This window comes from Streptomyces sp. NPDC059166, from assembly GCF_042755185.1.
Taxonomy (GTDB): domain Bacteria; phylum Actinomycetota; class Actinomycetes; order Streptomycetales; family Streptomycetaceae; genus Streptomyces.
The window spans coordinates 40,376-66,289 of the sequence record NZ_JBHZCI010000041.1; the positions used below are offsets into that span (position 1 = coordinate 40,376).

The 25,914-nt window shown below is 66.9% G+C and carries 33 protein-coding genes; 29 read left to right on the forward strand and 4 right to left on the reverse strand.

Annotated elements, in window-relative coordinates; translation table 11 throughout:
- The first annotated feature begins 53 nt into the window (after positions 1 to 53).
- Positions 54 to 3,953, forward strand: coding sequence for a DNA-directed RNA polymerase subunit beta' (locus tag ACFXOA_RS26375; RefSeq protein ID WP_385033434.1), 3,900 nt, complete (start codon positions 54 to 56; stop codon positions 3,951 to 3,953).
- A gap of 102 nt (positions 3,954 to 4,055) precedes the next feature.
- On the opposite strand, the gene ACFXOA_RS26380 is transcribed toward ACFXOA_RS26375, so the two are convergent.
- Positions 4,056 to 4,325 (reverse strand): hypothetical protein, encoded by a 270-nt coding sequence (locus tag ACFXOA_RS26380; RefSeq protein WP_385033436.1) that lies wholly within the window; start codon positions 4,323 to 4,325, stop codon positions 4,056 to 4,058.
- Between the two features lie 442 nt (positions 4,326 to 4,767).
- Between ACFXOA_RS26380 and rpsL the strand changes: the two genes are divergently transcribed.
- The 4 genes from rpsL (at position 4,768) to tuf (ending at position 9,131) form a co-directional block, all read left to right on the forward strand.
- A complete protein-coding gene (gene rpsL / locus ACFXOA_RS26385) occupies positions 4,768 to 5,139 on the forward strand; it encodes a 30S ribosomal protein S12 (protein WP_003948652.1) in 372 nt (123 codons plus the stop codon).
- 2 nt (positions 5,140 to 5,141) lie between these two features.
- Positions 5,142 to 5,612 carry a 30S ribosomal protein S7 gene (gene rpsG / locus ACFXOA_RS26390; RefSeq protein ID WP_018101248.1) on the forward strand — a complete coding sequence of 157 codons (471 nt, stop codon included), beginning with the start codon at positions 5,142 to 5,144 and terminating at the stop codon, positions 5,610 to 5,612.
- 38 nt (positions 5,613 to 5,650) lie between these two features.
- Positions 5,651 to 7,780, forward strand: coding sequence for an elongation factor G (fusA, locus tag ACFXOA_RS26395; protein ID WP_362667213.1), 2,130 nt, complete (start codon positions 5,651 to 5,653; stop codon positions 7,778 to 7,780).
- 157 nt (positions 7,781 to 7,937) lie between these two features.
- Complete coding sequence (tuf, locus tag ACFXOA_RS26400; protein ID WP_362667215.1) at positions 7,938 to 9,131, forward strand: elongation factor Tu; 1,194 nt, start codon at positions 7,938 to 7,940, stop codon at positions 9,129 to 9,131.
- A 104-nt stretch (positions 9,132 to 9,235) separates the two neighbouring features.
- On the opposite strand, the gene ACFXOA_RS26405 is transcribed toward tuf, so the two are convergent.
- Positions 9,236 to 9,946: a S1 family peptidase gene (locus ACFXOA_RS26405; RefSeq protein ID WP_385033441.1), complete on the reverse strand. Its 711-nt coding sequence runs from the start codon at positions 9,944 to 9,946 to the stop codon at positions 9,236 to 9,238.
- 308 nt (positions 9,947 to 10,254) lie between these two features.
- Between ACFXOA_RS26405 and ACFXOA_RS26410 the strand changes: the two genes are divergently transcribed.
- Entirely contained in the window at positions 10,255 to 11,463 is a 1,209-nt protein-coding gene (locus tag ACFXOA_RS26410; protein WP_385033444.1) for a hypothetical protein, read from the forward strand.
- A 45-nt stretch (positions 11,464 to 11,508) separates the two neighbouring features.
- Here the strand turns inward: ACFXOA_RS26410 and ACFXOA_RS26415 are convergent, their stop codons facing one another.
- Together ACFXOA_RS26415 and ACFXOA_RS26420 are read right to left on the reverse strand one after the other, a co-directional pair.
- The gene (locus ACFXOA_RS26415; protein WP_385033447.1) at positions 11,509 to 12,609 is read right to left on the reverse strand and encodes a helix-turn-helix domain-containing protein; all 1,101 of its coding nucleotides are present in this window, start codon (positions 12,607 to 12,609) and stop codon (positions 11,509 to 11,511) included.
- 335 nt (positions 12,610 to 12,944) lie between these two features.
- Positions 12,945 to 13,406 (reverse strand): GNAT family N-acetyltransferase, encoded by a 462-nt coding sequence (locus tag ACFXOA_RS26420; RefSeq protein WP_385033450.1) that lies wholly within the window; start codon positions 13,404 to 13,406, stop codon positions 12,945 to 12,947.
- Between the two features lie 506 nt (positions 13,407 to 13,912).
- Between ACFXOA_RS26420 and rpsJ the strand changes: the two genes are divergently transcribed.
- From rpsJ to ACFXOA_RS26535, 23 genes are all read left to right on the forward strand, one after another.
- Positions 13,913 to 14,221 (forward strand): 30S ribosomal protein S10, encoded by a 309-nt coding sequence (gene rpsJ / locus ACFXOA_RS26425; RefSeq protein ID WP_003948644.1) that lies wholly within the window; start codon positions 13,913 to 13,915, stop codon positions 14,219 to 14,221.
- 13 nt (positions 14,222 to 14,234) lie between these two features.
- A complete protein-coding gene (rplC, locus tag ACFXOA_RS26430) occupies positions 14,235 to 14,879 on the forward strand; it encodes a 50S ribosomal protein L3 (RefSeq protein ID WP_327176191.1) in 645 nt (214 codons plus the stop codon).
- A 4-nt stretch (positions 14,880 to 14,883) separates the two neighbouring features.
- Positions 14,884 to 15,534 (forward strand): 50S ribosomal protein L4, encoded by a 651-nt coding sequence (gene rplD / locus ACFXOA_RS26435; RefSeq protein WP_365519147.1) that lies wholly within the window; start codon positions 14,884 to 14,886, stop codon positions 15,532 to 15,534.
- Positions 15,534 to 15,857: a 50S ribosomal protein L23 gene (gene rplW / locus ACFXOA_RS26440; RefSeq protein WP_014154589.1), complete on the forward strand. Its 324-nt coding sequence runs from the start codon at positions 15,534 to 15,536 to the stop codon at positions 15,855 to 15,857. The genes rplD and rplW overlap by 1 nt, the downstream gene beginning before the upstream one ends.
- A 39-nt stretch (positions 15,858 to 15,896) precedes the next feature.
- A complete protein-coding gene (gene rplB / locus ACFXOA_RS26445; RefSeq protein WP_362552661.1) occupies positions 15,897 to 16,733 on the forward strand; it encodes a 50S ribosomal protein L2 in 837 nt (278 codons plus the stop codon).
- A gap of 12 nt (positions 16,734 to 16,745) precedes the next feature.
- A complete protein-coding gene (gene rpsS, locus ACFXOA_RS26450) occupies positions 16,746 to 17,027 on the forward strand; it encodes a 30S ribosomal protein S19 (protein ID WP_003966956.1) in 282 nt (93 codons plus the stop codon).
- 43 nt (positions 17,028 to 17,070) lie between these two features.
- Positions 17,071 to 17,418 (forward strand): 50S ribosomal protein L22, encoded by a 348-nt coding sequence (gene rplV / locus ACFXOA_RS26455; protein WP_004571827.1) that lies wholly within the window; start codon positions 17,071 to 17,073, stop codon positions 17,416 to 17,418.
- On the forward strand, positions 17,418 to 18,254 hold the full coding sequence (rpsC, locus tag ACFXOA_RS26460; RefSeq protein WP_014047784.1) for a 30S ribosomal protein S3: 837 nt from the start codon (positions 17,418 to 17,420) through the stop codon (positions 18,252 to 18,254). The genes rplV and rpsC overlap by 1 nt, the downstream gene beginning before the upstream one ends.
- Positions 18,255 to 18,259: 5 nt before the next feature.
- A complete protein-coding gene (gene rplP, locus ACFXOA_RS26465) occupies positions 18,260 to 18,679 on the forward strand; it encodes a 50S ribosomal protein L16 (RefSeq protein WP_003966953.1) in 420 nt (139 codons plus the stop codon).
- Positions 18,679 to 18,903 (forward strand): 50S ribosomal protein L29, encoded by a 225-nt coding sequence (rpmC, locus tag ACFXOA_RS26470; RefSeq protein ID WP_014047786.1) that lies wholly within the window; start codon positions 18,679 to 18,681, stop codon positions 18,901 to 18,903. Before rplP ends, rpmC begins: the two co-directional genes overlap by 1 nt.
- On the forward strand, positions 18,903 to 19,187 hold the full coding sequence (gene rpsQ / locus ACFXOA_RS26475; protein ID WP_385033456.1) for a 30S ribosomal protein S17: 285 nt from the start codon (positions 18,903 to 18,905) through the stop codon (positions 19,185 to 19,187). Before rpmC ends, rpsQ begins: the two co-directional genes overlap by 1 nt.
- Positions 19,188 to 19,287: 100 nt before the next feature.
- On the forward strand, positions 19,288 to 19,656 hold the full coding sequence (gene rplN, locus ACFXOA_RS26480; protein ID WP_003974257.1) for a 50S ribosomal protein L14: 369 nt from the start codon (positions 19,288 to 19,290) through the stop codon (positions 19,654 to 19,656).
- 2 nt (positions 19,657 to 19,658) lie between these two features.
- A complete protein-coding gene (rplX, locus tag ACFXOA_RS26485; RefSeq protein WP_362552667.1) occupies positions 19,659 to 19,982 on the forward strand; it encodes a 50S ribosomal protein L24 in 324 nt (107 codons plus the stop codon).
- Positions 19,982 to 20,539 carry a 50S ribosomal protein L5 gene (gene rplE / locus ACFXOA_RS26490; protein ID WP_033297605.1) on the forward strand — a complete coding sequence of 186 codons (558 nt, stop codon included), beginning with the start codon at positions 19,982 to 19,984 and terminating at the stop codon, positions 20,537 to 20,539. The genes rplX and rplE overlap by 1 nt, the downstream gene beginning before the upstream one ends.
- Before the next feature lie 2 nt (positions 20,540 to 20,541).
- Entirely contained in the window at positions 20,542 to 20,727 is a 186-nt protein-coding gene (locus tag ACFXOA_RS26495; protein ID WP_003948630.1) for a type Z 30S ribosomal protein S14, read from the forward strand.
- A 223-nt stretch (positions 20,728 to 20,950) separates the two neighbouring features.
- Positions 20,951 to 21,349 carry a 30S ribosomal protein S8 gene (gene rpsH / locus ACFXOA_RS26500; protein WP_007446728.1) on the forward strand — a complete coding sequence of 133 codons (399 nt, stop codon included), beginning with the start codon at positions 20,951 to 20,953 and terminating at the stop codon, positions 21,347 to 21,349.
- A gap of 21 nt (positions 21,350 to 21,370) precedes the next feature.
- Entirely contained in the window at positions 21,371 to 21,910 is a 540-nt protein-coding gene (rplF, locus tag ACFXOA_RS26505; protein WP_014154583.1) for a 50S ribosomal protein L6, read from the forward strand.
- Positions 21,911 to 21,912: 2 nt separating this feature from the next.
- Complete coding sequence (rplR, locus tag ACFXOA_RS26510; protein WP_014047792.1) at positions 21,913 to 22,296, forward strand: 50S ribosomal protein L18; 384 nt, start codon at positions 21,913 to 21,915, stop codon at positions 22,294 to 22,296.
- 47 nt (positions 22,297 to 22,343) lie between these two features.
- On the forward strand, positions 22,344 to 22,946 hold the full coding sequence (gene rpsE, locus ACFXOA_RS26515) for a 30S ribosomal protein S5 (RefSeq protein ID WP_362552677.1): 603 nt from the start codon (positions 22,344 to 22,346) through the stop codon (positions 22,944 to 22,946).
- A complete protein-coding gene (rpmD, locus tag ACFXOA_RS26520; RefSeq protein WP_003966943.1) occupies positions 22,946 to 23,128 on the forward strand; it encodes a 50S ribosomal protein L30 in 183 nt (60 codons plus the stop codon). The genes rpsE and rpmD overlap by 1 nt, the downstream gene beginning before the upstream one ends.
- 1 nt (position 23,129) lies before the next feature.
- Positions 23,130 to 23,585 carry a 50S ribosomal protein L15 gene (gene rplO / locus ACFXOA_RS26525; protein WP_362552680.1) on the forward strand — a complete coding sequence of 152 codons (456 nt, stop codon included), beginning with the start codon at positions 23,130 to 23,132 and terminating at the stop codon, positions 23,583 to 23,585.
- Positions 23,586 to 23,809: 224 nt separating this feature from the next.
- Positions 23,810 to 25,129, forward strand: coding sequence for a preprotein translocase subunit SecY (secY, locus tag ACFXOA_RS26530; RefSeq protein WP_362667236.1), 1,320 nt, complete (start codon positions 23,810 to 23,812; stop codon positions 25,127 to 25,129).
- Positions 25,129 to 25,788, forward strand: coding sequence for an adenylate kinase (locus tag ACFXOA_RS26535; RefSeq protein WP_385033463.1), 660 nt, complete (start codon positions 25,129 to 25,131; stop codon positions 25,786 to 25,788). The genes secY and ACFXOA_RS26535 overlap by 1 nt, the downstream gene beginning before the upstream one ends.
- Positions 25,789 to 25,914: the final 126 nt, after the last annotated feature.

Here is a 25,914-nt window from a genome sequence, read left to right on the forward strand (position 1 = left end):
TTTCTCGCGTGACGCGAGGGGGCTCGAACCCCCGAAAGAGGGATTGACGACAAGTGCTCGACGTCAACTTCTTCGACGAGCTGCGGATCGGCCTTGCCACCGCGGACGACATCCGGACCTGGTCCCACGGCGAAGTGAAGAAGCCGGAGACCATCAACTACCGCACGCTCAAGCCCGAAAAGGACGGACTCTTCTGCGAGAAGATCTTCGGTCCGACCCGGGACTGGGAGTGCTACTGCGGCAAGTACAAGCGTGTCCGCTTCAAGGGCATCATCTGTGAGCGCTGTGGCGTCGAGGTCACCCGCGCCAAGGTGCGCCGTGAGCGCATGGGTCACATCGAGCTTGCCGCTCCCGTCACCCACATCTGGTACTTCAAGGGCGTCCCGTCGCGCCTCGGCTACCTGCTGGACCTCGCGCCGAAGGACCTCGAGAAGGTCATCTACTTCGCCGCGTACATGATCACGTTCGTCGACGAGGAGCGCCGCACGCGCGACCTCCCGTCGCTGGAGGCGCACGTCTCCGTCGAGCGTCAGCAGATCGAGAACCGCCGCGACTCGGACCTCGAGAACCGCGCCAAGAAGCTCGAGACCGACCTGGCCGAGCTCGAGGCCGAGGGTGCCAAGGCCGACGTGCGCCGCAAGGTGCGCGAAGGTGCCGAGCGCGAGATGAAGCAGCTGCGCGACCGCGCGCAGCGCGAGATCGACCGTCTCGACGAGGTGTGGAGCCGCTTCAAGAACCTCAAGGTCCAGGACCTCGAGGGCGACGAGCTGCTCTACCGCGAGCTGCGTGACCGTTTCGGCACGTACTTCGACGGCTGCATGGGCGCCGCCGCGCTGCAGAAGCGCCTGGAGTCCTTCGACCTCGACGAGGAGGCCGAGCGCCTCCGCGAGATCATCCGCACCGGCAAGGGCCAGAAGAAGACCCGTGCGCTCAAGCGCCTCAAGGTCGTCTCCGCGTTCCTGCAGACCAGCAACAAGCCCAAGGGCATGGTGCTCGACTGCGTGCCGGTCATCCCGCCGGACCTGCGTCCGATGGTGCAGCTGGACGGTGGCCGCTTCGCGACCTCCGACCTGAACGACCTGTACCGCCGTGTCATCAACCGCAACAACCGCCTGAAGCGGCTTCTCGACCTCGGCGCGCCCGAGATCATCGTGAACAACGAGAAGCGCATGCTCCAGGAGGCCGTGGACGCCCTCTTCGACAACGGTCGTCGTGGTCGCCCGGTCACCGGTCCCGGTAACCGCCCCCTGAAGTCCCTCAGCGACATGCTGAAGGGCAAGCAGGGCCGTTTCCGCCAGAACCTCCTCGGTAAGCGCGTGGACTACTCCGCGCGTTCCGTGATCGTCGTCGGTCCGCAGCTCAAGCTGCACCAGTGCGGTCTGCCGAAGGCGATGGCGCTGGAGCTCTTCAAGCCGTTCGTGATGAAGCGCCTGGTGGACCTGAACCACGCGCAGAACATCAAGTCGGCCAAGCGCATGGTCGAGCGCGGCCGCACCGTGGTGTACGACGTCCTCGAAGAGGTCATCGCCGAGCACCCGGTGCTGCTGAACCGTGCGCCCACCCTGCACCGCCTCGGCATCCAGGCCTTCGAGCCGCAGCTGGTCGAGGGCAAGGCCATCCAGATCCACCCGCTCGTCTGCACCGCGTTCAACGCGGACTTCGACGGTGACCAGATGGCCGTGCACCTGCCGCTCTCCGCGGAGGCGCAGGCCGAGGCCCGCATCCTGATGCTGTCCTCGAACAACATCCTGAAGCCGGCCGACGGCCGTCCCGTCACCATGCCGACCCAGGACATGGTGCTGGGCCTCTTCTTCCTCACCACGGACGACGAGGGCCGCAACGTCAAGGGCGCGGACCGTTCCTTCGGTTCCACGGCCGAGGCGATCATGGCGTTCGACGCCCGCGAGCTGTCGCTGCAGGCGAAGGTCGACATCCGCTTCCCGGTCGGCACCATGCCGCCCCGTGGCTGGGTGCCGCCGGTCGCCGAGGAGGGCGAGCCCGAGTACCAGCCGGGTGACACCTTCCGTCTGCGTACGAGCCTGGGCCGCGCGCTCTTCAACGAGCTGCTGCCCGAGGACTACCCGTTCGTCGACTACTCGGTGGGCAAGAAGCAGCTCTCCGAGATCGTCAACGACCTGGCCGAGCGCTACCCCAAGGTCATCGTGGCGGCGACGCTCGACAACCTGAAGGCGGCCGGTTTCCACTGGGCGACCCGCTCCGGTGTGACCGTGGCCATCTCCGACGTCGTCGTGCCCGAGGCCAAGAAGGCCATCGTCAAGGGCTACGAGGAGCAGGACGAGAAGGTCCAGAAGCAGTACGAGCGCGGTCTGATCACCAAGGACGAGCGCACGCAGGAGCTCATCGCGATCTGGACCAAGGCGACCAACGAGGTCGCCGAGGCGATGAACGCGAACTTCCCCAAGACGAACCCCATCTTCATGATGGTTGACTCGGGTGCCCGAGGAAACATGATGCAGATGCGTCAGATCGCCGGTATGCGTGGTCTGGTGTCCAACGCCAAGAACGAGACGATCCCGCGTCCCATCAAGGCGTCCTTCCGTGAGGGCCTCACCGTTCTGGAGTACTTCATCTCCACGCACGGTGCCCGTAAGGGTCTGGCGGACACCGCCCTGCGTACCGCCGACTCGGGTTACCTGACCCGTCGTCTGGTGGACGTCTCGCAGGACGTGATCATCCGCGAGGAGGACTGCGGCACCGACCGCGGCCTCAAGCTGAAGATCGCCGTCAAGGGCGCCGACGGCGTGCTCCGCAAGACGGAGGACGTCGAGACCTCGGTCTACGCCCGCATGCTCGCCGAGGACGTCGTCGTCGACGGCAAGGTCATCGCGCCTGCCAACGTCGACCTCGGTGACGTCCTGATCGACGCCCTGGTGGGCGCCGGCGTCGAGGAGGTCAAGACCCGCTCGGTCCTGACCTGTGAGTCCGCGGTCGGCACCTGTGCCTTCTGCTACGGACGCTCGCTCGCCACCGGCAAGCTGGTCGACATCGGTGAGGCGGTCGGCATCATCGCCGCCCAGTCCATCGGTGAGCCCGGTACCCAGCTGACGATGCGTACCTTCCACACCGGTGGTGTGGCCGGTGACGACATCACCCAGGGTCTGCCCCGTGTCGTCGAGCTCTTCGAGGCGCGTACCCCGAAGGGGGTCGCCCCGATCTCGGAGGCCAAGGGCCGGGTCCGTATCGAGGAGACGGAGAAGACCAAGAAGCTCGTCGTCACCCCGGACGACGGCAGCGAGGAGACGGCGTTCCCGATCTCCAAGCGTGCCCGTCTCCTGGTCGGCGAGGGCGACGCGGTCGAGGTGGGCCAGAAGCTCACCGTCGGTGCCACGAACCCGCACGACGTGCTGCGGATCCTCGGTCAGCGCGCGGTCCAGGTCCACCTGGTCGGCGAGGTCCAGAAGGTCTACAACTCGCAGGGTGTGTCGATCCACGACAAGCACATCGAGATCATCATCCGGCAGATGCTGCGCCGTGTGACGATCATCGAGTCCGGCGACGCGGAGCTGCTGCCGGGCGAGCTCGTCGAGCGGTCGAAGTTCGAGACCGAGAACCGTCGTGTGGTCACCGAGGGCGGTCACCCCGCCTCCGGCCGTCCGCAGCTGATGGGTATCACCAAGGCCTCGCTCGCCACCGAGTCGTGGCTGTCGGCGGCGTCCTTCCAGGAGACGACCAGGGTCCTGACCGACGCGGCGATCAACGCCAAGTCGGACTCCCTGATCGGCCTCAAGGAGAACGTCATCATCGGTAAGCTCATCCCGGCCGGTACGGGTCTCTCCCGCTACCGCAACATCCGGGTCGAGCCGACCGAGGAGGCCAAGGCCGCGATGTACTCGGCCGTCGGCTACGACGACATGGACTACTCGCCGTTCGGCACCGGCTCCGGCCAGGCCGTCCCGCTGGAGGACTACGACTACGGTCCGTACAACCAGTAGGCGAGAGCTCGTCGCTTGAACGCCTGAGGGCGGTCACCCCGTTGCGCACGGGGTGACCGCCCTCAGGCGTGTGTGCCGTCCCGGCCCTCGGGGCGGCCTCTCTCAGCCCAGCAGGGCGTGGTGGACCCGCAGCAGCGCACGGGTTCCCACGGCGAGCAGGGGCGGCACGTCGGGCAGCGGGACCTTGCGGGCGAGAGCCAGGACGTCGACGACGATCGCGTAGTCGTCGACGACGGACCGTGACAGTCCGGGAGCGGTCATGGCCCGCGCGTAGGCGGAAGCGGCGTCACCGTATTCGATGACGGCCAGGCTGACGTCGGTGGAGAGCGCGCTCGGCGCCCGGGACACGGATTCACGGCGGTCGGCTGTCATCCGGGACCTCCTCGGGTCCGGGCCGGTCCGGGGAGCGGCCCGACTGGTCGGCTGACCGCATCGTCCGGCACCGGTGGGGCATGGCGGCAGGGCAGATCCGGGCCGTTCCGGCGCCGGCCGGTTGCCGGGATCCGGCAACCGGACACGCGAGCCGGGCGGTCCCGGGGGCCGGCCCGGGTGCTCCACGGCCCCCGTGGGCGGGCGTGGACAGCATTTGTTTTGACCCAGCTCCGTGAGGTAGGTACGCTCAAGCCTTGTGCCTGGGGTGTGCCTGGGCTCGTGTGCGTGTCCTCAACCGCACGGCGAGTCCGTAAGTGGCCACCGCAATCTGTGTTCCTCCTGCCTGATCGCAGGGGCGTGCAGTATTCGACACACCCGACCGCGTGGGTCGGTGGGTGTTCCAGGTTAGTTTCACGAACGGCACACAGAAACCGGAGAAGTAGTGCCTACGATCCAGCAGCTGGTCCGGAAGGGCCGGCAGGACAAGGTCGAGAAGAACAAGACGCCCGCGCTCGAGGGTTCGCCCCAGCGCCGCGGCGTCTGCACGCGTGTGTTCACGACCACCCCGAAGAAGCCGAACTCGGCGCTCCGTAAGGTCGCGCGTGTGCGTCTGACCTCCGGTATCGAGGTCACGGCCTACATCCCGGGTGAGGGACACAACCTGCAGGAGCACTCGATCGTGCTCGTGCGTGGTGGCCGTGTGAAGGACCTGCCGGGTGTTCGTTACAAGATCATCCGCGGTTCGCTCGACACCCAGGGTGTCAAGAACCGCAAGCAGGCCCGCAGCCGCTACGGCGCCAAGAAGGAGAAGTAAGAATGCCTCGTAAGGGCCCCGCCCCGAAGCGCCCGGTCATCATCGACCCGGTCTACAGCTCTCCTCTTGTCACCTCGCTGATCAACAAGATCCTGCTCGACGGCAAGCGTTCCACCGCCGAGCGGATCGTGTACGGCGCCATGGAAGGCCTCCGCGAGAAGACCGGCGCTGACCCGGTCATCACGCTGAAGCGCGCGCTTGAGAACGTCAAGCCCTCGCTCGAGGTCAAGTCCCGCCGTGTCGGTGGCGCCACCTACCAGGTGCCGATCGAGGTCAAGCCCGGTCGCGCCGCCACCCTCGCGCTCCGCTGGGTCGTCGGTTACTCCCGCGCCCGCCGCGAGAAGACCATGACCGAGCGCCTCATGAACGAGCTGCTCGACGCCTCCAACGGTCTTGGCGCTGCCGTCAAGAAGCGTGAGGACACCCACAAGATGGCCGAGTCCAACAAGGCCTTCGCGCACTACCGCTGGTAGTCGCTACCCCAATCGAGACCGAGAGAAGACTGAGCCTTATGGCCACCACTTCGCTTGACCTGGCCAAGGTCCGCAACATCGGGATCATGGCCCACATCGACGCGGGCAAGACGACCACCACTGAGCGGATCCTCTTCTACACCGGCGTTTCGTACAAGATCGGTGAAGTCCACGACGGCGCTGCCACGATGGACTGGATGGAGCAGGAGCAGGAGCGCGGCATCACGATCACGTCCGCCGCGACGACCTGCCACTGGCCGCTCAACGATGTTGACCACACCATCAACATCATCGACACCCCGGGTCACGTCGACTTCACCGTCGAGGTGGAGCGTTCGCTCCGCGTCCTCGACGGCGCCGTCACCGTGTTCGACGGTGTGGCGGGCGTCGAGCCGCAGTCCGAGACCGTGTGGCGTCAGGCGGACCGCTACGGCGTTCCGCGTATCTGCTTCGTCAACAAGCTCGACCGCACCGGTGCCGACTTCTTCCGCTGTGTCGACATGATCGTCGAGCGCCTCGGCGCCGTGCCGATCGTCATGCAGCTGCCGATCGGCGCAGAGGCGGACTTCACCGGCGTCGTCGACCTCGTCTCCATGAAGGCCTTCGTGTACCCCGAAGAGGCCGTCAAGGGCGAGATGTACAACGTCATCGACATCCCGGACAACCTGAAGGAGGCCGCCGAGGAATGGCGCGGCAAGCTCCTTGAGGCCGTCTCGGAGAACGACGACGCCATGATGGAGCTGTACCTGGAGGGCGAGGAGCCCACCCAGGAGCAGCTGCACGAGGCGATCCGCCGGATCACCCTGGCGTCGAAGGGTGGCGCCGACTCCGTCACCGTCACCCCGGTGTTCTGTGGCACCGCGTTCAAGAACAAGGGCGTCCAGCCCCTGCTCGACGCGGTCGTCCGCTACCTGCCCTCGCCCCTGGACGTCGAGGCCATCGAAGGCCACGACGTCAAGGACCCCGAGACCGTCGTGAAGCGCAAGCCCTCGGACGACGAGCCCTTCTCGGGCCTGGCGTTCAAGATCGCGAGCGACCCGCACCTCGGCAAGCTCACCTTCGTCCGGATCTACTCCGGTCGCCTCGAGGCCGGCACCGCGGTGCTGAACTCGGTCAAGGGCAAGAAGGAGCGCATCGGCAAGATCTACCGCATGCACGCGAACAAGCGTGAGGAGATCGCGTCGGTGGGCGCCGGCGACATCATCGCCGTCATGGGCCTGAAGCAGACCACCACCGGTGAGACGCTGTGCGACGACAAGAACCCGGTGATCCTGGAGTCCATGGACTTCCCGGCGCCGGTCATCCAGGTCGCCATCGAGCCCAAGTCCAAGGGTGACCAGGAGAAGCTGGGTGTCGCCATCCAGCGTCTCTCGGAGGAGGACCCCTCCTTCCAGGTGCACTCGGACGAGGAGACCGGCCAGACCATCATCGGTGGTATGGGTGAGCTCCACCTCGAGGTGCTCGTCGACCGCATGAAGCGCGAGTTCCGCGTCGAGGCGAACGTCGGCAAGCCCCAGGTCGCGTACCGCGAGACGATCCGCAAGACCGTCGAGCGCATCGACTACACGCACAAGAAGCAGACTGGTGGTACCGGCCAGTTCGCGAAGGTGCAGATCGCCCTTGAGCCCATCGAGGGTGGCGACGCGTCGTACGAGTTCGTCAACAAGGTCACCGGTGGCCGCATCCCCCGTGAGTACATCCCCTCGGTGGACGCGGGTGCCCAGGAAGCCATGCAGTTCGGCATCCTGGCCGGCTACGAGATGGTCGGCGTCCGCGTCACCCTTCTCGACGGTGGTTTCCACGAGGTCGACTCCTCGGAGCTCGCCTTCAAGATCGCCGGTTCGCAGGCGTTCAAGGAGGGTGCCCGCAAGGCGTCCCCCGTGCTCCTCGAGCCGATGATGGCCGTCGAGGTCACCACGCCCGAGGACTACATGGGCGATGTGATCGGCGACCTCAACTCCCGCCGTGGCCAGATCCAGGCCATGGAGGAGCGCAGCGGCGCTCGCGTCGTGAAGGGCCTCGTGCCCCTCTCGGAGATGTTCGGCTACGTCGGAGACCTCCGCAGCAAGACCTCGGGTCGCGCAAGCTACTCGATGCAGTTCGACTCCTACGCCGAGGTTCCGCGGAACGTCGCCGAGGAGATCATCGCGAAGGCCAAGGGCGAGTAACTCTTCGGAGCTCACGCTTTAGGCTTGTCACCGGAGCCCGGTAGGGCATTCGTCGCCCGCGAGAGCGGTGCGGCGAATGCCCCCGGCACCGGCATTCCAGCAAAGATCACCTGGCGCCGATGAAGCAAGGCGTACAGATCCACTCAGGAGGACCCCAGTGGCGAAGGCAAAGTTCGAGCGGACTAAGCCGCACGTCAACATCGGCACCATCGGTCACATCGACCACGGTAAGACGACCCTCACGGCCGCCATTACCAAGGTGCTGCACGACGCGTACCCGGACCTGAACGAGGCCTCGGCCTTCGACCAGATCGACAAGGCTCCTGAGGAGCGCCAGCGCGGTATCACCATCTCCATCGCGCACGTCGAGTACCAGACGGAGTCGCGTCACTACGCGCACGTCGACTGCCCGGGTCACGCTGACTACATCAAGAACATGATCACGGGTGCGGCGCAGATGGACGGCGCCATCCTCGTGGTCGCGGCCACCGACGGCCCGATGCCGCAGACCAAGGAGCACGTGCTCCTGGCCCGCCAGGTCGGCGTTCCGTACATCGTCGTCGCCCTGAACAAGGCCGACATGGTGGACGACGAGGAGATCCTGGAGCTCGTCGAGCTCGAGGTCCGTGAGCTCCTCTCCGAGTACGAGTTCCCGGGCGACGACGTCCCGGTCGTCAAGGTCTCGGCGCTCAAGGCGCTCGAGGGCGACGCCGAGTGGGGCAAGTCCGTCCTCGACCTGATGAAGGCCGTCGACGACGCCATCCCGCAGCCCGAGCGTGACGTCGAGAAGCCGTTCCTCATGCCGATCGAGGACGTCTTCACGATCACCGGTCGCGGTACGGTCGTCACCGGCCGCATCGAGCGTGGTGTCCTGAAGGTCAACGAGACCGTCGACATCGTCGGTATCAAGACCGAGAAGACCACCACCACGGTCACCGGCATCGAGATGTTCCGCAAGCTGCTCGACGAGGGCCAGGCCGGTGAGAACGTCGGTCTGCTCCTCCGTGGCATCAAGCGCGAGGACGTCGAGCGCGGCCAGGTCATCATCAAGCCGGGTTCGGTCACGCCGCACACCGAGTTCCAGGCCCAGGCCTACATCCTGTCGAAGGACGAGGGTGGCCGTCACACCCCGTTCTTCAACAACTACCGCCCGCAGTTCTACTTCCGTACCACGGACGTGACGGGCGTTGTGACCCTTCCCGAGGGCACCGAGATGGTCATGCCGGGTGACAACACCCTCATGGACGTCGCGCTGATCCAGCCGGTCGCCATGGAAGAGGGCCTGAAGTTCGCCATCCGTGAGGGTGGCCGGACCGTGGGCGCCGGCCAGGTCACCAAGATCATCAAGTAATCACTTGATCGTCTGACCTGGTTGCTCCTCACCGAGCACCAAGAAGGGCCCCGTCTCACCGTTCGCGCGGTGGGGCGGGGCCCTTCGCCGTTGCCGGAGGTCCGTCAGACGCCGGCGACCGACCGGATCCAGGAGCGGTAGGCGGTGACGTTGGTGTACGCGGTCGTGGTCTGCCGGTCGCTGGTGGAGGCCACGCCGACCTGTACGCCGTTGAGCGTCATGGGGCCGCCGGAGTCGCCGCCCGCGGTGATGCCGTTGCCGCGCCGGGCGCAGATGGCCGAGCCGCCGTACGCGTCGGTGCAGCCGCTGGTGACGGTCACATCGGCCACCTTCAGGTAGCGGGACTGGCAGTTCGCCTCGGAGCCGCACTGCGGGGTGGCGCCCCATCCCCACACCTGCACGTTCTGACCCACCCGCACGGTGCCGGGCTGCCCCAGCGTCGCGTAGGTGCCCTGCACCGAGCGGTCCAGGCGTACGAGCGCGAGGTCCGCGCCGTGGGTGTAGGTCTGGACACCGTTGGCGAGGGTGCCCCCGCTGTGCTGGTCGAGGCTGCCGACGCGGAACGACAGCCCGCCGCCGGATACGCAGTGCTTCGCGGTGAGGATCCACGTCGGCGCGATGACCGTCGCCGAACAGGTCTCCCGGCCGTTCGAGAAGAGGCGGGCCGCCCCGGGCGAGCTCTGCGCGTAACCGCCACCGATGATCGGCTGCACGGCCTGGGTGGAGGGGGCGGCGGCCGAGGCGTCGGGGGAGAGCAGGGCGAGGACGGAGACCGCTACGGCAGCGGTGGCGGGGACCAACCTGGATATACGCATGGTTCCTCGTTTCGCGGGACACGCGCCGGGCGTGCCGGTGGGGGATCGACGCGCCTCAGGGTTCCGGAGGAGGGTGGAGACCGGTACATCCCGGCCGGCCATGCCGCGGCGTTATGGCACGCGGCGGCCGCGCGGCGGGCCCGTCTCCCGGCTGCGGCCGCCGCCTCTGCGGAGAGGGCGGCCTCACGGGGTGCGCACCGGGCCGTCACAAGATCATCACGGAAGCGTTCGTCCTCTTGTGCGACTGCGAGGTGGCGCATGAGGGTGCGAGGACGACGTCAGGTGGGGAGCGGGACAGCGCAGTGAGCATGAGTGGGTCACCGGATGAGCGGTCCGGCGATGACGGCAGGCCGCAGTCGAAGGCGGACGGATCCTCCGTCTCCGACGAACAGTGGGAGGAGTTCGTCGCACAGGCGGAGAGCCGCAGCCCCGAAGCGCCCAAGGAGCCGTCCGCGCGGGCTCGGATGGTCACCGCCAGACTGCGGGCGCTCGACGAGGAGGCGGCTGCTGCCCAGCGGTCCGGGCGGCGGTGGGGCAGGAAGCCGAAGCAGACCGAACCCTGGCAGCCCGAGGGCTGGCGCACCGGCCCCGCCTGGCAGGAGATGAACGGGCGCTCGCGGAAGCGGAGCCGCCTCGCCGGCGGCCTCGGTTTCGTCGTGGTGATGGGTCTCCTGGTGATCGCCATGCGGCCGAGCCTTCTGACAGACCACCTCCCGGGTGGGGGCGTGGCACCGGATGCCGACACCACACGACTGCTGTCGGAGACCGCGCCACCCAGCGCCGCACCGCCACGCGAGGCTCCGGACCGGCCGACGCAGGCCGAGCCCTTCCGCGGGTCTCCCGCACTCCGCTGGGCCGATGGCGCGCGGGGCATCGAGCTTCCGGAAGCCAGGGCGACCGGGGGGATGAGCAAGGAGGAGGTTGCGGATGCCCTGGACAAGACCCGCCGGCTCCTCGTCGAGTCCAACCTGAATCCGGCGACCCTGCGCGGGGAGAGGCCGGAGTCGGTGCTGCGACTGCTCGATCCGCACCCGTCGGGAGCGCGGGAACAACTGAAGGATTCCCTTTCCGAGCCGAGCGAGAGCAACGACCCGGTGATGCTCGTGTCCCGCTTCGACCCTGATGAGGCCGAGGTGCTGGGGGACGTGGTGAAGGTCCGGGGTCGGATGACCTTCAAGGCGGGTGAGCCCGGTTCCGTAAAGGTCGATGCGGACTACACCTTCGTGTACGCCCTGAGGAAGACCGGCAGTGACGACGTTGCGCGGACGATCGTGCGCCGCCGGATGACGGCTGTGATGTACGACCCCGAGCGGTGGGACGCGACACCCGGCAAGATCACGCTCCAGACGTACGAGTCCAGCGTGGGTAACACCGAGTGCGACGTCTACGACGGTTTCCTGCACCCGTGGTTCGACGGTGACGACCACGCGACGGCCCCCGGCGACGAGCTGGTCGACCCGTACGACCGGAGCGAGTGGCGGGACAGCAAGGAGTGCGGCACGACCACCCGCACCTGAGGGCTGTCCCGGGGGCTCCGAAGCCCGTGACCGCGAGCCTTCCGCTCAGGCCGCCGGCAGGGCGTCCGCCCGGCAGTCCCGGCAGTGTCCGGGACGGCGCGAGCGGAAGGCGCGGTCGCAGCGGTCGCAGTTCTGCAGCGGGATGACGATCCTGGCGGGGCGCGTGGGCACCAGGTCCTGTGCGCCCGGCAGCGGGGGCGGCAGCAGTGCGGTGATCCGGTGGCGCAGCAGCTTGGCCGGGTGCTTGACCGGGACGGGCAGGTCGCTGGTCAGGGCCTGTCGGATGGCGTCGGGGTGGGCGTCGCGCTCCAGCCAGGTGGCCACTCCTGGGGCGAGTGACGCGATGCCCTCCTCGGTCAGCGTCAGCTGAGGTGAGACCCGCCGCAGATCACCCAGCAGCGCCTTTGCCAGCCGGTCGCGATCCGCGTCGTCGGCCAGCGGGCGGGGGAGCGGCGGCGGCGGTGCGATGCGCGCGGTGGGCGTCGGCACGCGCACGGGCGCGGCAGGGGCCGGGACGTGTACGGATGCGGCAGGGGCCGGGACGTGGGCGGGGGTGGAGGGAATCGGCACGGGTGCGGGGGCCGGCGGGGGTGCCTGAGGTGGCTCCACCATCGGCGTGGGTGCGGAGGGCTGCGCCGGGAACCACGGTGGGGCGGCGGGTGCCCCCTGGAGGGATGGTGGGGCGGCGGGCGGTGCCAGGGTTTCCGGGGCACTCGTTGCCGGTGCGGTGGCCGCTGCCTCGCGCCGGGTGTGCCGAGGGCGGCCGGACACCGCCGGGGTCCCGGGCTGGTTGCAGGAGACGGTCCGGGTGACGACCCGGCCGTCCGGGAGCCGGGTGCGGCTGCGGCGGAGATAGCCGGTCGCCTCCAGCTCGCGCAGAGCCGCCGCGATCCTGACCTCGCTCTCCGGGAAGCGGGCCGCGAGGTGCTTGATGCCGATCCGCGCGCCGGTGGGCAGCGACTGGATGTGCACCGCGAGACCGATCGCCAGCAGCGACAGCGCCCGGTGCTGGCAGAGGTGGTTCCCCACGACGGTGAAGGCGGCGCTGTGCCGGGTGTTGTCGTGGATCACACCGGAAGTAGGCCTGTTTTCCGGGGCCTTACGGGATTCCGCGCGAGGGCGCGCGTTAACCTGCTGGGTATCCATCGGGAAGCCTCTTACTTCCTCGGTGGTCAGGCCCTCGATCGGGATTCTCAGTCCCGGCCGGGGGCCGTCGCATGTCTGGGGTTGTCGCGGCGAGCATATGGCAGCCAACCCGTCCCGAATCCAGCCCAGTTGCCCGAATTCACCCGTGAGAGTGATCAGGCCGGATGGGGCGGCAGGGTGGGGTTGGGAAGGGTCATTTCCCGAGTACTTCAAAGCCTTTTACGTCGCGGCTCACCAGGACGCGGAGACCCGGGACGCGGCGGACCGGGTCGTGGCTCACCGGGTCTCGGGAATCCACGATCCGGTGAGCGGTCGCGGAAGCAGGGCCCCTGAGGTCAGCCCCGGGCCTCCCGGACCATGTACACGTCCACCGCGTCCTCGTGTTCCCGCCGGAACCCGTGGCGCTCGTAGAGCCCGCGGGCGGGGCTGCCCTGGAGGACCTGGAGGCGCACCGGAGTGCCTGCGGCGTCGGCCCTGGCCAGGAGGGCGGTGAGTACCCCCGTGCCGACGCCCCGGCCCTGGACCTCGGGCGCGAGGAGGAAGCTCTCCAGCCACCATCCGTCGTCCGCCGGGCGCAGCGCGACGCATCCCGCGAAGGCGTCGCCGATCAGAACGATCTCGGTCTGCCCGGGCTCGTAGGCGTCCCGGAAGCGCTGCCGGACCCGCTGCTCGTCGTACCGGCCGAGGCGTTCGAGGTCGGGCCGCATGACGACCGCCCGCAGCTCGGCTATGGGCTCGACGTCCTCGGGCAGGGCGGGGCGCAGGGTCCAGGACTGGACAGGGGGGTGTGTGGACATGTGACGGATTCAACCAGCGGGGCGTTCGCGGCAGGTCACCGCCTCGGTCCAGCTCGACCCCGACCGGCGAGGCGGAAGGGCGTCGGGGGAGCGTGAGGGCCCCTGCGCTGGTGTCATTGTTTGAGCTGTCCCCCACAGGGGGTAAGATCTCCGGCCCGATTGGCCAGGCCCATGCGCCGTATGGCACACTAGCCAGGTTGCTCGGTTGAGTGTCAATGCTGCGCGCCTCCCGCCGGGAGGACCGGAAGCGAGTCCCACAGTACTCGTCGATCCCCAGGGTCGGACGTACGGGAATCTTCCGGGAAGTGTCAGCGGGGCACCGGCCAGGCACCCGGTGGGGTTTCGCCCCCGGCAGCGCGGTTTCGGCCCGCACCCCCTTGGTTGGGAAATCCTTCGGGAGATCTTCGTAGAGGGGATGCGACACGCCCGACCGCGTGGGTCGGAGGCGGAGTTAAGAGAACTCCCGGGTTCCAGAGCGTTATTGAGAGACAGGACTACTAGTAGCCATGGCGGGACAGAAGATCCGCATCCGGCTCAAGGCCTACGACCACGAGGTCATCGACTCCTCGGCGAAGAAGATCGTCGAGACGGTGACCCGCACTGGTGCGTCGGTCGCGGGCCCGGTGCCGCTGCCCACTGAGAAGAACGTGTACTGCGTCATCAAGTCGCCGCACAAGTACAAGGACTCGCGCGAGCACTTCGAGATGCGCACGCACAAGCGCCTCATCGACATCCTCGACCCCACGCCGAAGACGGTTGACTCGCTCATGCGTCTCGACCTGCCGGCGGGCGTCGACATCGAGATCAAGCTCTGAGGTGACGCGCGAGATGGCTAAGAACATTAAGGGCGTCCTGGGCGAGAAGCTCGGCATGACCCAGGTCTGGGACGAGAACAACCGGGTCGTCCCGGTGACCGTCGTCAAGGCCGGGCCCTGTGTCGTCACCCAGGTCCGCACCAACGACAGCGACGGCTACGAGTCGGTCCAGATCGCCTTCGGCGAGATCGACCCGCGCAAGGTGAACAAGCCCCTCAAGGGCCACTTCGCCAAGGCCGACGTGACCCCGCGCCGCCACCTGGTGGAGCTCCGCACCCCTGACGCCAGCGAGTACACGCTGGGCCAGGAGGTCACTGCCGAGGTGTTCGAGTCCGGCGTCAAGGTTGACGTCACGGGCAAGAGCAAGGGCAAGGGCTTCGCCGGTGTCATGAAGCGTCACAACTTCCGGGGCCTCGGCGCCGGTCACGGCGTGCAGCGCAAGCACCGTTCCCCCGGTTCGATCGGTGGCTGCGCCACCCCTGGGCGTGTCTTCAAGGGCATGCGCATGGCCGGTCGGATGGGTAACGAGCGCGTCACCACCCAGAACCTGACCATCCACGCGGTTGACGCGGAGAAGGGTCTGCTGCTCATCAAGGGCGCGGTCCCCGGTCCGAACGGCGGCCTCGTCCTGGTCCGTACCGCGGCCAAGGGGGCTTGAGGTAATGAGCACCATTGACATCCTTTCGCCGGCAGGCGACAAGGCCGGTACCGTCGAGCTCCCCGCGGAGATCTTCGACGCGAAGACCAGCGTTCCGCTGATCCACCAGGTCGTCGTCGCCCAGCTGGCAGCTGCCCGTCAGGGCACGCACAAGACCAAGAGCCGTGGCGAGGTCCGCGGTGGTGGGCGCAAGCCTTACCGCCAGAAGGGCACCGGCCGCGCGCGTCAGGGTTCGACCCGCGCGCCGCAGTTCGCCGGCGGTGGCGTCGTCCACGGCCCGCAGCCGCGTGACTACTCGCAGCGCACCCCGAAGAAGATGAAGGCCGCCGCCCTGCGCGGTGCCCTCTCGGACCGGGCGCGTCACTCCCGCATCCACGTCGTCACCGGCGTGGTCGAGGGTGGGATCTCCACCAAGGCCGCCAAGACGCTGTTCGGCAAGATCTCGGAGCGCAACAACCTGCTCCTGGTCGTCGAGCGCTCCGACGAGGCCGCGTGGCTGTCCGCTCGCAACCTGCCCCAGGTGCACATCCTGGAGCCGGGCCAGCTGAACACGTACGACGTGATCGTCTCTGACGACGTGGTCTTCACCCAGGCCGCTTTCGAGTCCTTCGTGTCTGGCCCCCAGACCGCTGAGACCGAAGGGAGCGCCGCCTGATGAGTGAGGCGACCGTTACCAGCAAGACCTACTCGGACCCGCGCGACGTTCTCGTCAAGCCGGTTGTCTCCGAGAAGAGCTACGCGCTGCTCGACGAGAACAAGTACACCTTCATCGTCGCGCCCGGCTCCAACAAGACCCAGATCAAGCAGGCCGTGGAAGCGGTCTTCTCGGTCAAGGTCACCGGGGTCAACACGATCAACCGGCAGGGTAAGCGCAAGCGGACCAAGACCGGCTTCGGCAAGCGCGCCGACACGAAGCGCGCCATCGTGACCCTCGCCGAGGGCGACCGTATCGACATCTTCGGCGGCCCGACCTCCTGACGGAGGTCGAGTCGTCCGGAATCGGACGAGGACTGAGAAATGGGTATCCGCAAGTACAAGCCGACGACCCCGGGCCGTCGTGGCTCCAGCGTCGCCGACTTTGTCGAGATCACGCGGTCCACGCCGGAGAAGTCGCTGGTCCGCCCTCTGCACAACAAGGGCGGCCGTAACAACGCCGGTCGTGTGACCGTTCGCCACCAGGGCGGTGGCCACAAGCGCGCCTACCGAGTGATCGACTTCCGTCGTCACGACAAGGACGGCGTGCCGGCCAAGGTCGCGCACATCGAGTACGACCCGAACCGCACCGCGCGCATCGCGCTGCTGCACTACGCGGACGGCGAGAAGCGTTACATCGTCGCTCCCCGTGGCCTGTCGCAGGGTGACCGTGTCGAGAACGGTCCGACCGCCGACATCAAGCCCGGTAACAACCTGGCGCTGCGCAACATCCCGGTCGGTACGACCATCCACGCCATCGAGCTGCGGCCCGGCGGCGGCGCGAAGTTCGCCCGCTCCGCGGGTGCCTCCGTGCAGCTGCTGGCGAAGGAGGGCTCCATGGCCCACCTTCGTATGCCGTCGGGTGAGATCCGCCTGGTCGACGCCCGCTGCCGCGCCACCATCGGCGAGGTCGGCAACGCCGAGCAGTCGAACATCAACTGGGGCAAGGCCGGCCGTATGCGCTGGAAGGGCGTTCGCCCGACCGTCCGCGGTGTCGCGATGAACCCGGTTGACCACCCGCACGGTGGTGGTGAAGGCAAGACCTCCGGTGGTCGCCACCCGGTCTCGCCGTGGGGTCAGAAGGAGGGTCGTACTCGTTCGCCGAAGAAGGCATCGAACAAGTACATCGTCCGCCGCCGCAAGACGAACAAGAAGCGCTAGGAGCGGGTTTAGATGCCGCGCAGTCTCAAGAAGGGGCCCTTCGTCGACGGCCACCTCATCAAGAAGGTGGACGTTCAGAACGAGGCAGGCACCAAGAACGTCATCAAGACCTGGTCCCGTCGCTCGATGATCGTCCCGGCCATGCTGGGTCACACCATCGCGGTGCACAACGGCAAGATCCACGTCCCGGTGTTCGTCACCGAGTCGATGGTCGGCCACAAGCTCGGCGAGTTCTCGCCGACTCGCACCTTCCGCGGCCACGTCAAGGACGACCGGAAGTCGAAGCGCCGCTAACCGCGGGGTGGAAACGACTATGACTTACACCGAAGGGACAACCATGGAAGCCAGGGCCCAGGCGCGGTACATCCGCGTCACGCCCATGAAGGCCCGCCGCGTGGTGGACCTCATCCGTGGCATGGACGCCACGGAGGCTCAGGCGGTCCTGCGTTTCGCCCCGCAGGCCGCGAGCGTGCCGGTTGGCAAGGTGCTTGACAGCGCCATCGCCAACGCCGCACACAACTACGACCACACCGACGCCTCTTCGCTGGTCATCAGCGAGGCGTACGTGGACGAGGGCCCGACCCTGAAGCGGTTCCGTCCGCGTGCTCAGGGCCGTGCCTACCGGATCCGTAAGCGGACCAGCCACATCACCGTGGTCGTCAGCAGCAAGGAAGGAACCCGGTAATGGGCCAGAAGGTAAACCCGCACGGGTTCCGGCTCGGCATTACCACGGACTTCAAGTCCCGTTGGTACGCCGACAAGCTGTACAAGGACTACGTCAAGGAAGACGTCGCCATTCGTCGCATGATGACGAAGGGCATGGAGCGGGCCGGCATCTCCAAGGTGGAGATCGAGCGCACCCGCGACCGCGTCCGCGTTGACATCCACACCGCCCGCCCGGGCATCGTCATCGGCCGCCGCGGCGCCGAGGCCGACCGCATCCGTGGCGAGCTGGAGAAGCTGACCGGCAAGCAGGTCCAGCTGAACATCCTCGAGGTCAAGAACCCCGAGGTCGACGCTCAGCTGGTGGCCCAGGCCGTCGCCGAGCAGCTCTCCTCCCGCGTCTCCTTCCGTCGTGCCATGCGCAAGAGCATGCAGAGCACGATGAAGGCCGGCGCCAAGGGCATCAAGATCCAGTGCGGTGGCCGCCTCGGCGGCGCCGAGATGTCCCGCTCGGAGTTCTACCGCGAGGGCCGCGTGCCCCTGCACACGCTCCGTGCGAACGTCGACTACGGCTTCTTCGAGGCCAAGACGACCTTCGGCCGCATCGGTGTGAAGGTCTGGATCTACAAGGGCGACGTCAAGAACATCGCCGAGGTTCGCGCCGAGAACGCAGCGGCTCGCGCCGGCAACCGTCCGGCTCGTGGCGGCGCCGACCGCCCGGCCGGCCGTGGTGGCCGTGGTGGCGAGCGTGGCGGTCGCGGCCGCAAGCCGCAGCAGTCCGCGCCGGCAGCGGAGGCCCCTAAGGCCGACGCTCCCGCCGCCGCTGCTCCGGCTGAGAGCACCGGAACGGAGGCCTGACCGAAATGCTGATCCCCCGTAGGGTCAAGCACCGCAAGCAGCACCACCCGAAGCGCAGCGGTATGTCCAAGGGTGGCACGCAGGTTGCGTTCGGCGAGTACGGCATCCAGGCGCTGACCCCGGCGTACGTGACGAACCGTCAGATCGAGTCCGCTCGTATCGCGATGACCCGTCACATCAAGCGTGGCGGCAAGGTCTGGATCAACATCTACCCGGACCGTCCCCTGACGAAGAAGCCGGCCGAGACCCGCATGGGTTCCGGTAAGGGTTCTCCCGAGTGGTGGATCGCGAACGTCAAGCCGGGTCGGGTGATGTTCGAGCTGTCCTACCCGAACGAGAAGATTGCTCGTGAGGCGCTCACCCGCGCTGCTCACAAGCTTCCGATGAAGTGCCGGATCGTTCGGCGCGAGGCAGGTGAGTCGTGATGTCGGCCGGTACCAAGGCGTCCGAGCTGCGCGAGCTGGGCAACGAGGAGCTCCTCAACAAGCTCCGCGAGGCCAAGGAAGAGCTGTTCAACCTCCGCTTCCAGGCGGCGACGGGCCAGCTCGAGAACCACGGTCGGCTCAAGTCCGTCCGTAAGGACATCGCCCGGATCTACACCCTGATGCGCGAGCGCGAGCTGGGCATCGAGACGGTGGAGAGCGTCTGATGAGCGAGAAGACTGTGACTGAGACCAACACCGACCGCGGTTTCCGCAAGACCCGTGAGGGTCTGGTCGTCAGCGACAAGATGGACAAGACCGTCGTCGTCGCTGTCGAGGACCGCGTCAAGCACGCGCTGTACGGCAAGGTCATCCGCCGTACGAACAAGCTCAAGGCCCACGACGAGCAGAACGCCGCAGGCGTCGGCGACCGCGTCCTCATCATGGAGACGCGTCCGCTGTCCGCGACGAAGCGCTGGCGCATCGTCGAGATCCTCGAGAAGGCCAAGTAATCCCTGAGGGGGTCTCCCCTCAGGCCAGTTCCGCCAGGCTCGGCAGGGGCTTCCGCAACGGAGCCCCTGCCGGGAACCGGCAGACGATCAGGAGATAGACGTGATCCAGCAGGAGTCGCGACTGCGTGTCGCCGACAACACGGGTGCGAAGGAAATTCTCACCATCCGTGTTCTCGGTGGCTCGGGTCGCCGCTACGCGGGCATCGGTGACGTCATCGTCGCCACCGTCAAGGATGCGATCCCCGGTGGCAACGTGAAGAAGGGTGACGTCGTCAAGGCCGTCATCGTTCGCACCGTCAAGGAGCGTCGTCGTCCGGATGGCTCGTACATCCGCTTCGACGAGAACGCCGCTGTCATTCTCAAGAACGACGGCGACCCCCGCGGCACCCGTATCTTCGGCCCCGTGGGCCGAGAGCTGCGCGAGAAGAAGTTCATGAAGATCATCTCGCTCGCGCCGGAGGTGCTGTAAGCATGAAGATCAAGAAGGGCGACCTGGTCCAGGTCATCACCGGTAAGGACAAGGGCAAGCAGGGCAAGGTCATCGTGGCCTACCCCGCTCAGGACCGCGTCCTCGTCGAGGGTGTCAACCGGGTCAAGAAGCACACCAAGGCCGGTCAGACGGCTCGCGGCTCGCAGACCGGTGGCATTGTCACCACCGAGGCCCCGATTCACGTCAGCAACGTGCAGCTGGTCGTGGAGAAGGACGGCAAGAAGGTCGTCACCCGCGTCGGCTTCCGTTTCGACGACGAGGGCAAGAAGATCCGCGTTGCCAAGCGGACCGGTGAGGACATCTGATGACTGCCACCACTGCGCCGCGTCTCAAGACGCGCTACCGCGAGGAAATCGCCGGCAAGCTGCGTGAGGAGTTCTCTTACGAGAACGTCATGCAGATCCCCGGTCTGGTCAAGATCGTGGTCAACATGGGTGTGGGCGACGCCGCCCGCGACTCCAAGCTGATCGACGGTGCGGTCAAGGACCTCACCACGATCACCGGCCAGAAGCCCGCCGTCACCAAGGCCCGCAAGTCGATCGCGCAGTTCAAGCTGCGCGAGGGGCAGCCGATCGGCTGCCACGTCACCCTCCGTGGTGACCGCATGTGGGAGTTCCTGGACCGTACGCTGTCGCTCGCGCTTCCGCGTATCCGTGACTTCCGTGGCCTGTCGCCCAAGCAGTTCGACGGCCGTGGCAACTACACCTTCGGTCTCACGGAGCAGGTCATGTTCCACGAGATCGACCAGGACAAGATCGACCGGGTCCGGGGCATGGACATCACCGTGGTCACCACGGCGACCAACGACGACGAGGGTCGTGCCCTGCTTCGTCACCTCGGCTTCCCGTTCAAGGAGAACTGACCGTGGCGAAGAAGGCTCTGATCGCTAAGGCCGCCCGCAAGCCGAAGTTCGGCGTCCGGGGTTACACCCGGTGCCAGCGCTGCGGCCGGCCCCACTCCGTCTACCGCAAGTTCGGCCTGTGCCGCGTGTGCCTCCGTGAGATGGCTCACCGTGGCGAGCTGCCGGGCGTGACCAAGAGCTCCTGGTAATTCTCCTTCGCCCCTAGGGGCTTGGGAGGACCAGAAAGCTCTCGGTAAGTATCCGGTCGGCAGGAGCCCCGCTCTTCATGCCGTAGGCTTGAAGGGTTGGGCGCCTGCCGCCCTGACCGACTTACTACGCCGTAGGTCCCCGCACCGCACCCGTCCCGCCACTGAGTGGGGAGAGGGATGGCGCATACAGGAAACCCCGGCGAGAGAGGCCGAAGGCCAACTCATGACCATGACTGATCCCATCGCAGACATGCTCACGCGTCTGCGCAACGCGAACTCGGCGTATCACGACGATGTTTCGATGCCGCACAGCAAGATCAAGTCGCACATCGCGGAGATCCTCCAGCAGGAGGGCTTCATCACCGGCTGGAAGGTCGAGGACGCCGAGGTCGGCAAGAACCTCGTCCTCGAGCTGAAGTTCGGGCCCAACCGCGAGCGTTCGATCGCCGGCATCAAGCGCATTTCGAAGCCGGGTCTGCGTGTGTACGCAAAGTCCACCAACCTGCCGAAGGTCCTCGGTGGCCTGGGCGTGGCGATCATCTCCACGTCCCACGGTCTCCTGACCGGCCAGCAGGCAGGCAAGAAGGGCGTAGGTGGGGAAGTCCTCGCCTACGTCTGGTAGTCGGGAAAGGAAGGAAAGCTCATGTCGCGAATCGGCAAGCTCCCCATCCAGGTTCCCGCCGGTGTGGACGTCACCATCGATGGCCGTACGGTCGCGGTGAAGGGCCCCAAGGGTTCCCTCTCGCACACCGTCGCCGCGCCGATCGAGGTCACCAAGGGTGAGGACGGCGTGCTCAACGTCGTCCGCCCGAACGACGAGCGTCAGAACAAGGCCCTCCACGGCCTGTCCCGCACGCTGGTGGCGAACATGATCACCGGTGTGACCCAGGGATACAGCAAGGCGCTCGAGATCAGCGGTGTCGGTTACCGCGTCCAGGCGAAGGGCTCCAACCTGGAGTTCGCCCTGGGCTACAGCCACCCGATCCTCATCGAGGCTCCGGAAGGCATCACCTTCAAGGTCGAGTCGCCCACGAAGCTCAGCGTCGAGGGCATCGACAAGCAGAAGGTCGGCGAGGTGGCCGCCAACATCCGCAAGCTGCGGAAGCCCGACCCGTACAAGGCCAAGGGCGTCAAGTACGCGGGCGAGGTCATCCGCCGCAAGGTCGGAAAGGCTGGTAAGTAGCCATGGCATACGGTGTGAAGATCGCCAAGGGCGACGCGTACAAGCGCGCGGCCCTCAAGCGGCGCCACATCCGCGTCCGCAAGCACATCTCCGGTTCGCCGGAGCGTCCCCGCTTGGTCGTGACGCGTTCCAACCGCCACATCGTCGCCCAGGTCATCGACGACATCGCGGGCCACACGCTCGCGTCCGCGTCGACCCTGGACACGTCGATCCGTGGTGGCGAGGGTGACAAGAGCGCCCAGGCCAAGCAGGTCGGCGCCCTGGTCGCCGAGCGTGCCAAGGCTGCAGGCGTCGAGGCCGTCGTGTTTGACCGCGGTGGTAACCAGTACGCCGGGCGGATTGCCGCTCTGGCTGACGCCGCCCGTGAAGCCGGGCTGAAGTTCTAAGCCCCGGTTCCAACGCACAGCGGACGTAACAGAGAGAGGTAAATCCAATGGCTGGACCCCAGCGCCGCGGAAGCGGTGCCGGTGGCGGCGAGCGGCGGGACCGGAAGGGCCGTGACGGTGGCGCTGCCGCCGAGAAGACCGCGTACGTCGAGCGCGTCGTCGCGATCAACCGCGTCGCCAAGGTAGTGAAGGGTGGTCGTCGCTTCAGCTTCACCGCGCTGGTCGTGGTGGGCGATGGTGACGGCACCGTCGGTGTCGGATACGGCAAGGCCAAGGAAGTTCCCGCGGCCATCGCCAAGGGCGTCGAAGAGGCCAAGAAGAGCTTCTTCAAGGTCCCGCGTATCCAGGGCACCATCCCTCACCCCATCCAGGGTGAGAAGGCTGCGGGCGTCGTCCTGCTCAAGCCGGCTTCCCCCGGTACCGGTGTTATCGCCGGTGGCCCGGTGCGTGCCGTGCTCGAGTGCGCCGGCGTCCACGACATCCTGTCGAAGTCGCTCGGTTCGTCGAACCCGATCAACATCGTGCACGCGACCGTGGAGGCCCTCCAGGGCCTGCAGCGTCCCGAGGAGATCGCGGCCCGCCGCGGTCTGCCCCTCGAGGACGTCGCCCCCGCGGCTCTGCTTCGTGCGCGTGCGGGAGCGGGTGCGTAATGGCTCGCCTCAAGATCACGCAGACGAAGTCGTACATCGGCAGCAAGCAGAACCACCGCGACACCCTGCGTTCGCTCGGGCTCAAGCGCCTGAACGACTCGGTTGTCAAGGAGGACCGCCCCGAGTTCCGCGGAATGGTGCACACCGTCCGCCACCTCGTGACGGTCGAGGAGGTTGACTGACATGGCGGAGAACAACCCGCTGAAGGCCCACAACCTCCGGCCTGCCCCCGGCGCCAAGACCGCCAAGACCCGTGTGGGTCGTGGTGAGGCGTCGAAGGGTAAGACCGCAGGACGTGGTACCAAGGGCACGAAGGCCCGTTACCAGGTTCCGGAGCGCTTCGAGGGTGGGCAGATGCCCCTCCACATGCGTCTCCCGAAGCTCAAGGGCTTCAAGAACCCGTTCCGCACGGAGTACCAGGTCGTGAACCTGGACAAGCTCGCGACGCTCTACCCCGAGGGTGGAGAGGTCACGGTGGCCGACCTGGTCGCCAAGGGCGCCGTGCGCAACAACCACCTCGTCAAGGTCCTCGGACAGGGCGAGATCTCCGTGGCGCTGCAGGTTTCGGTTGACGCCGTCTCCGGCTCCGCCAAGGAGAAGATCGCCGCCGCGGGCGGCTCCGTCACCGAACTCGTCTGAGACAACTCGGACAGAGCTGTGGCCTGAACACCCGACCGGGGATGCCTCTCATTTGGGGCATCCCCGGTTGGTCGTTCCTAGGGGGGCATGTACGCCGGTAAGGTGGCGTGCACTGTTGCTGTGGTACGTCCCGGGCAAGCGCCCGGGTTCCTTTGGCTGTTACCTATTCGTCGATCCTCAAGACCGTCACCTCTCGCTTTTGCGCGGGGGTCGCAGGAGGCACCGTGCTCACCGCGTTCGCCCGGGCGTTCAAGACGCCCGACCTGCGCAAGAAGCTGCTCTTCACGCTCGGCATCATCGTGCTCTACCGTCTCGGGGCGCACATTCCCGTACCGGGGGTGAGCTACGAGAACGTCCAGACCTGTGTTGATCAGGCCAGCAAGGGCAACAACAGCCTCTTCGGTCTGGTGAACATGTTCAGCGGTGGTGCACTGCTGCAGATCACGATCTTCGCGCTCGGCATCATGCCGTACATCACGGCCAGCATCATCCTTCAGCTGCTGACCGTCGTCATCCCGCGGCTCGAGGCCCTCAAGAAGGAGGGGCAGTCGGGCACGGCCAAGATCACGCAGTACACGCGTTATCTGACCGTCGCGCTCGCCATCCTCCAGGGCACCGGCCTCGTGGCGACCGCCCGCAGCGGCGCGCTGTTCAGCGGCTGCCCCGTCGCGGACCAGATCGTCCCGAACCAGTCGATCTTCACGACGATCGTCATGGTGATCACCATGACCGCCGGCACCGCCTGCGTCATGTGGCTCGGTGAGCTGATCACCGACCGCGGCATCGGCAACGGCATGTCGATCCTGATGTTCATCTCGATCGCCGCCAGCTTCCCCGGCGCCCTGTGGGCCATCAAGCAGAGCGGCAAGCTGGCCGACGGCTGGATCGAGTTCATCACGGTCATCCTCATCGGCTTCGTGATGGTCGGCCTCGTGGTCTTCGTGGAGCAGGCCCAGCGCCGCATCCCCGTGCAGTACGCGAAGCGCATGATCGGACGCCGGTCGTACGGTGGTACGTCCACCTACATCCCGCTGAAGGTGAACCAGGCGGGTGTGATTCCCGTCATCTTCGCTTCTTCGCTGCTGTACATCCCTGCTTTGATCGTTCAGTTCTCCAACTCCACCGCGGGCTGGGCGACCTGGATCCAGGCACACTTCGTCAAGGGCGACCACCCGTACTACATCGCGACCTACTTCCTGCTGATCGTGTTCTTCGCGTTCTTCTACGTGGCGATCTCGTTCAACCCCGAAGAAGTCGCGGACAACATGAAGAAGTATGGTGGCTTCATCCCGGGTATCCGGGCCGGTCGACCTACAGCCGAGTATCTGAGCTACGTGCTCAACCGGATCACTTGGCCGGGATCGCTGTACCTGGGGCTGATCGCTCTTGTGCCGACGATGGCGTTGGCGGGCTTCGGTGGTGCCAACCAGAACTTCCCGTTCGGCGGGACGAGCATCCTCATCATCGTGGGTGTGGGTCTGGAGACCGTGAAGCAGATCGAGAGTCAGCTCCAGCAGCGCAATTACGAAGGGTTCCTCCGCTGATGCGAATCGTCCTCGTCGGGCCGCCCGGTGCCGGCAAGGGAACGCAGGCCGCGTTCCTTGCCAAGAATCTTTCGATTCCGCACATCTCCACGGGCGACCTCTTCCGCGCCAACATCAGCCAGGGCACCGACCTTGGCAAGCAGGCCCGTGCCTTCATGGACGCGGGACAGCTGGTGCCGGACGAAGTCACCATCGCGATGGCCAAGGACCGCATGGCCCAGCAGGACGCCGCGGGCGGCTTCCTGCTGGACGGCTTCCCCCGCAACGTGGGGCAGGCCGTGGCGCTCGACGAGATGCTCGTCGGCGAGGGCGTCAAGCTGGACGCGGTCCTGGACCTCGAGGTCCCCGAGGACGAGGTGGTCAAGCGCATCGCGGGCCGCCGTATCTGCCGTAACGACAGCGCGCACGTCTTCCACGCGACGTACAACCCGCCGAAGACCGAGGGTGTCTGCGACACCTGCGGCGGCGAGCTGTACCAGCGCGAGGACGACACCGAGGAGACGGTCCGCACCCGTCTCGAGGTCTACCACACGCAGACCGAGCCGATCATCGACTACTACCGGTCCCAGGGCCTGGTCGTGACGATCTCGGCGCTCGGCAAGGTCACCGAGGTGACCGAGCGCGCCATGGAGGCCCTCAAGAAGTCCGACGAGGGCTGACACCTCCGTAGCACCACAGCCGGCCGCGGCGCCCCTCGGGCGCGGCGGGCCGGCAGGTTTGCGCGTAAGAGGGGGTATGGCCCCCCCTGCCCACCCGATACCAGAAAGGCCCCCACACTTGTGGAG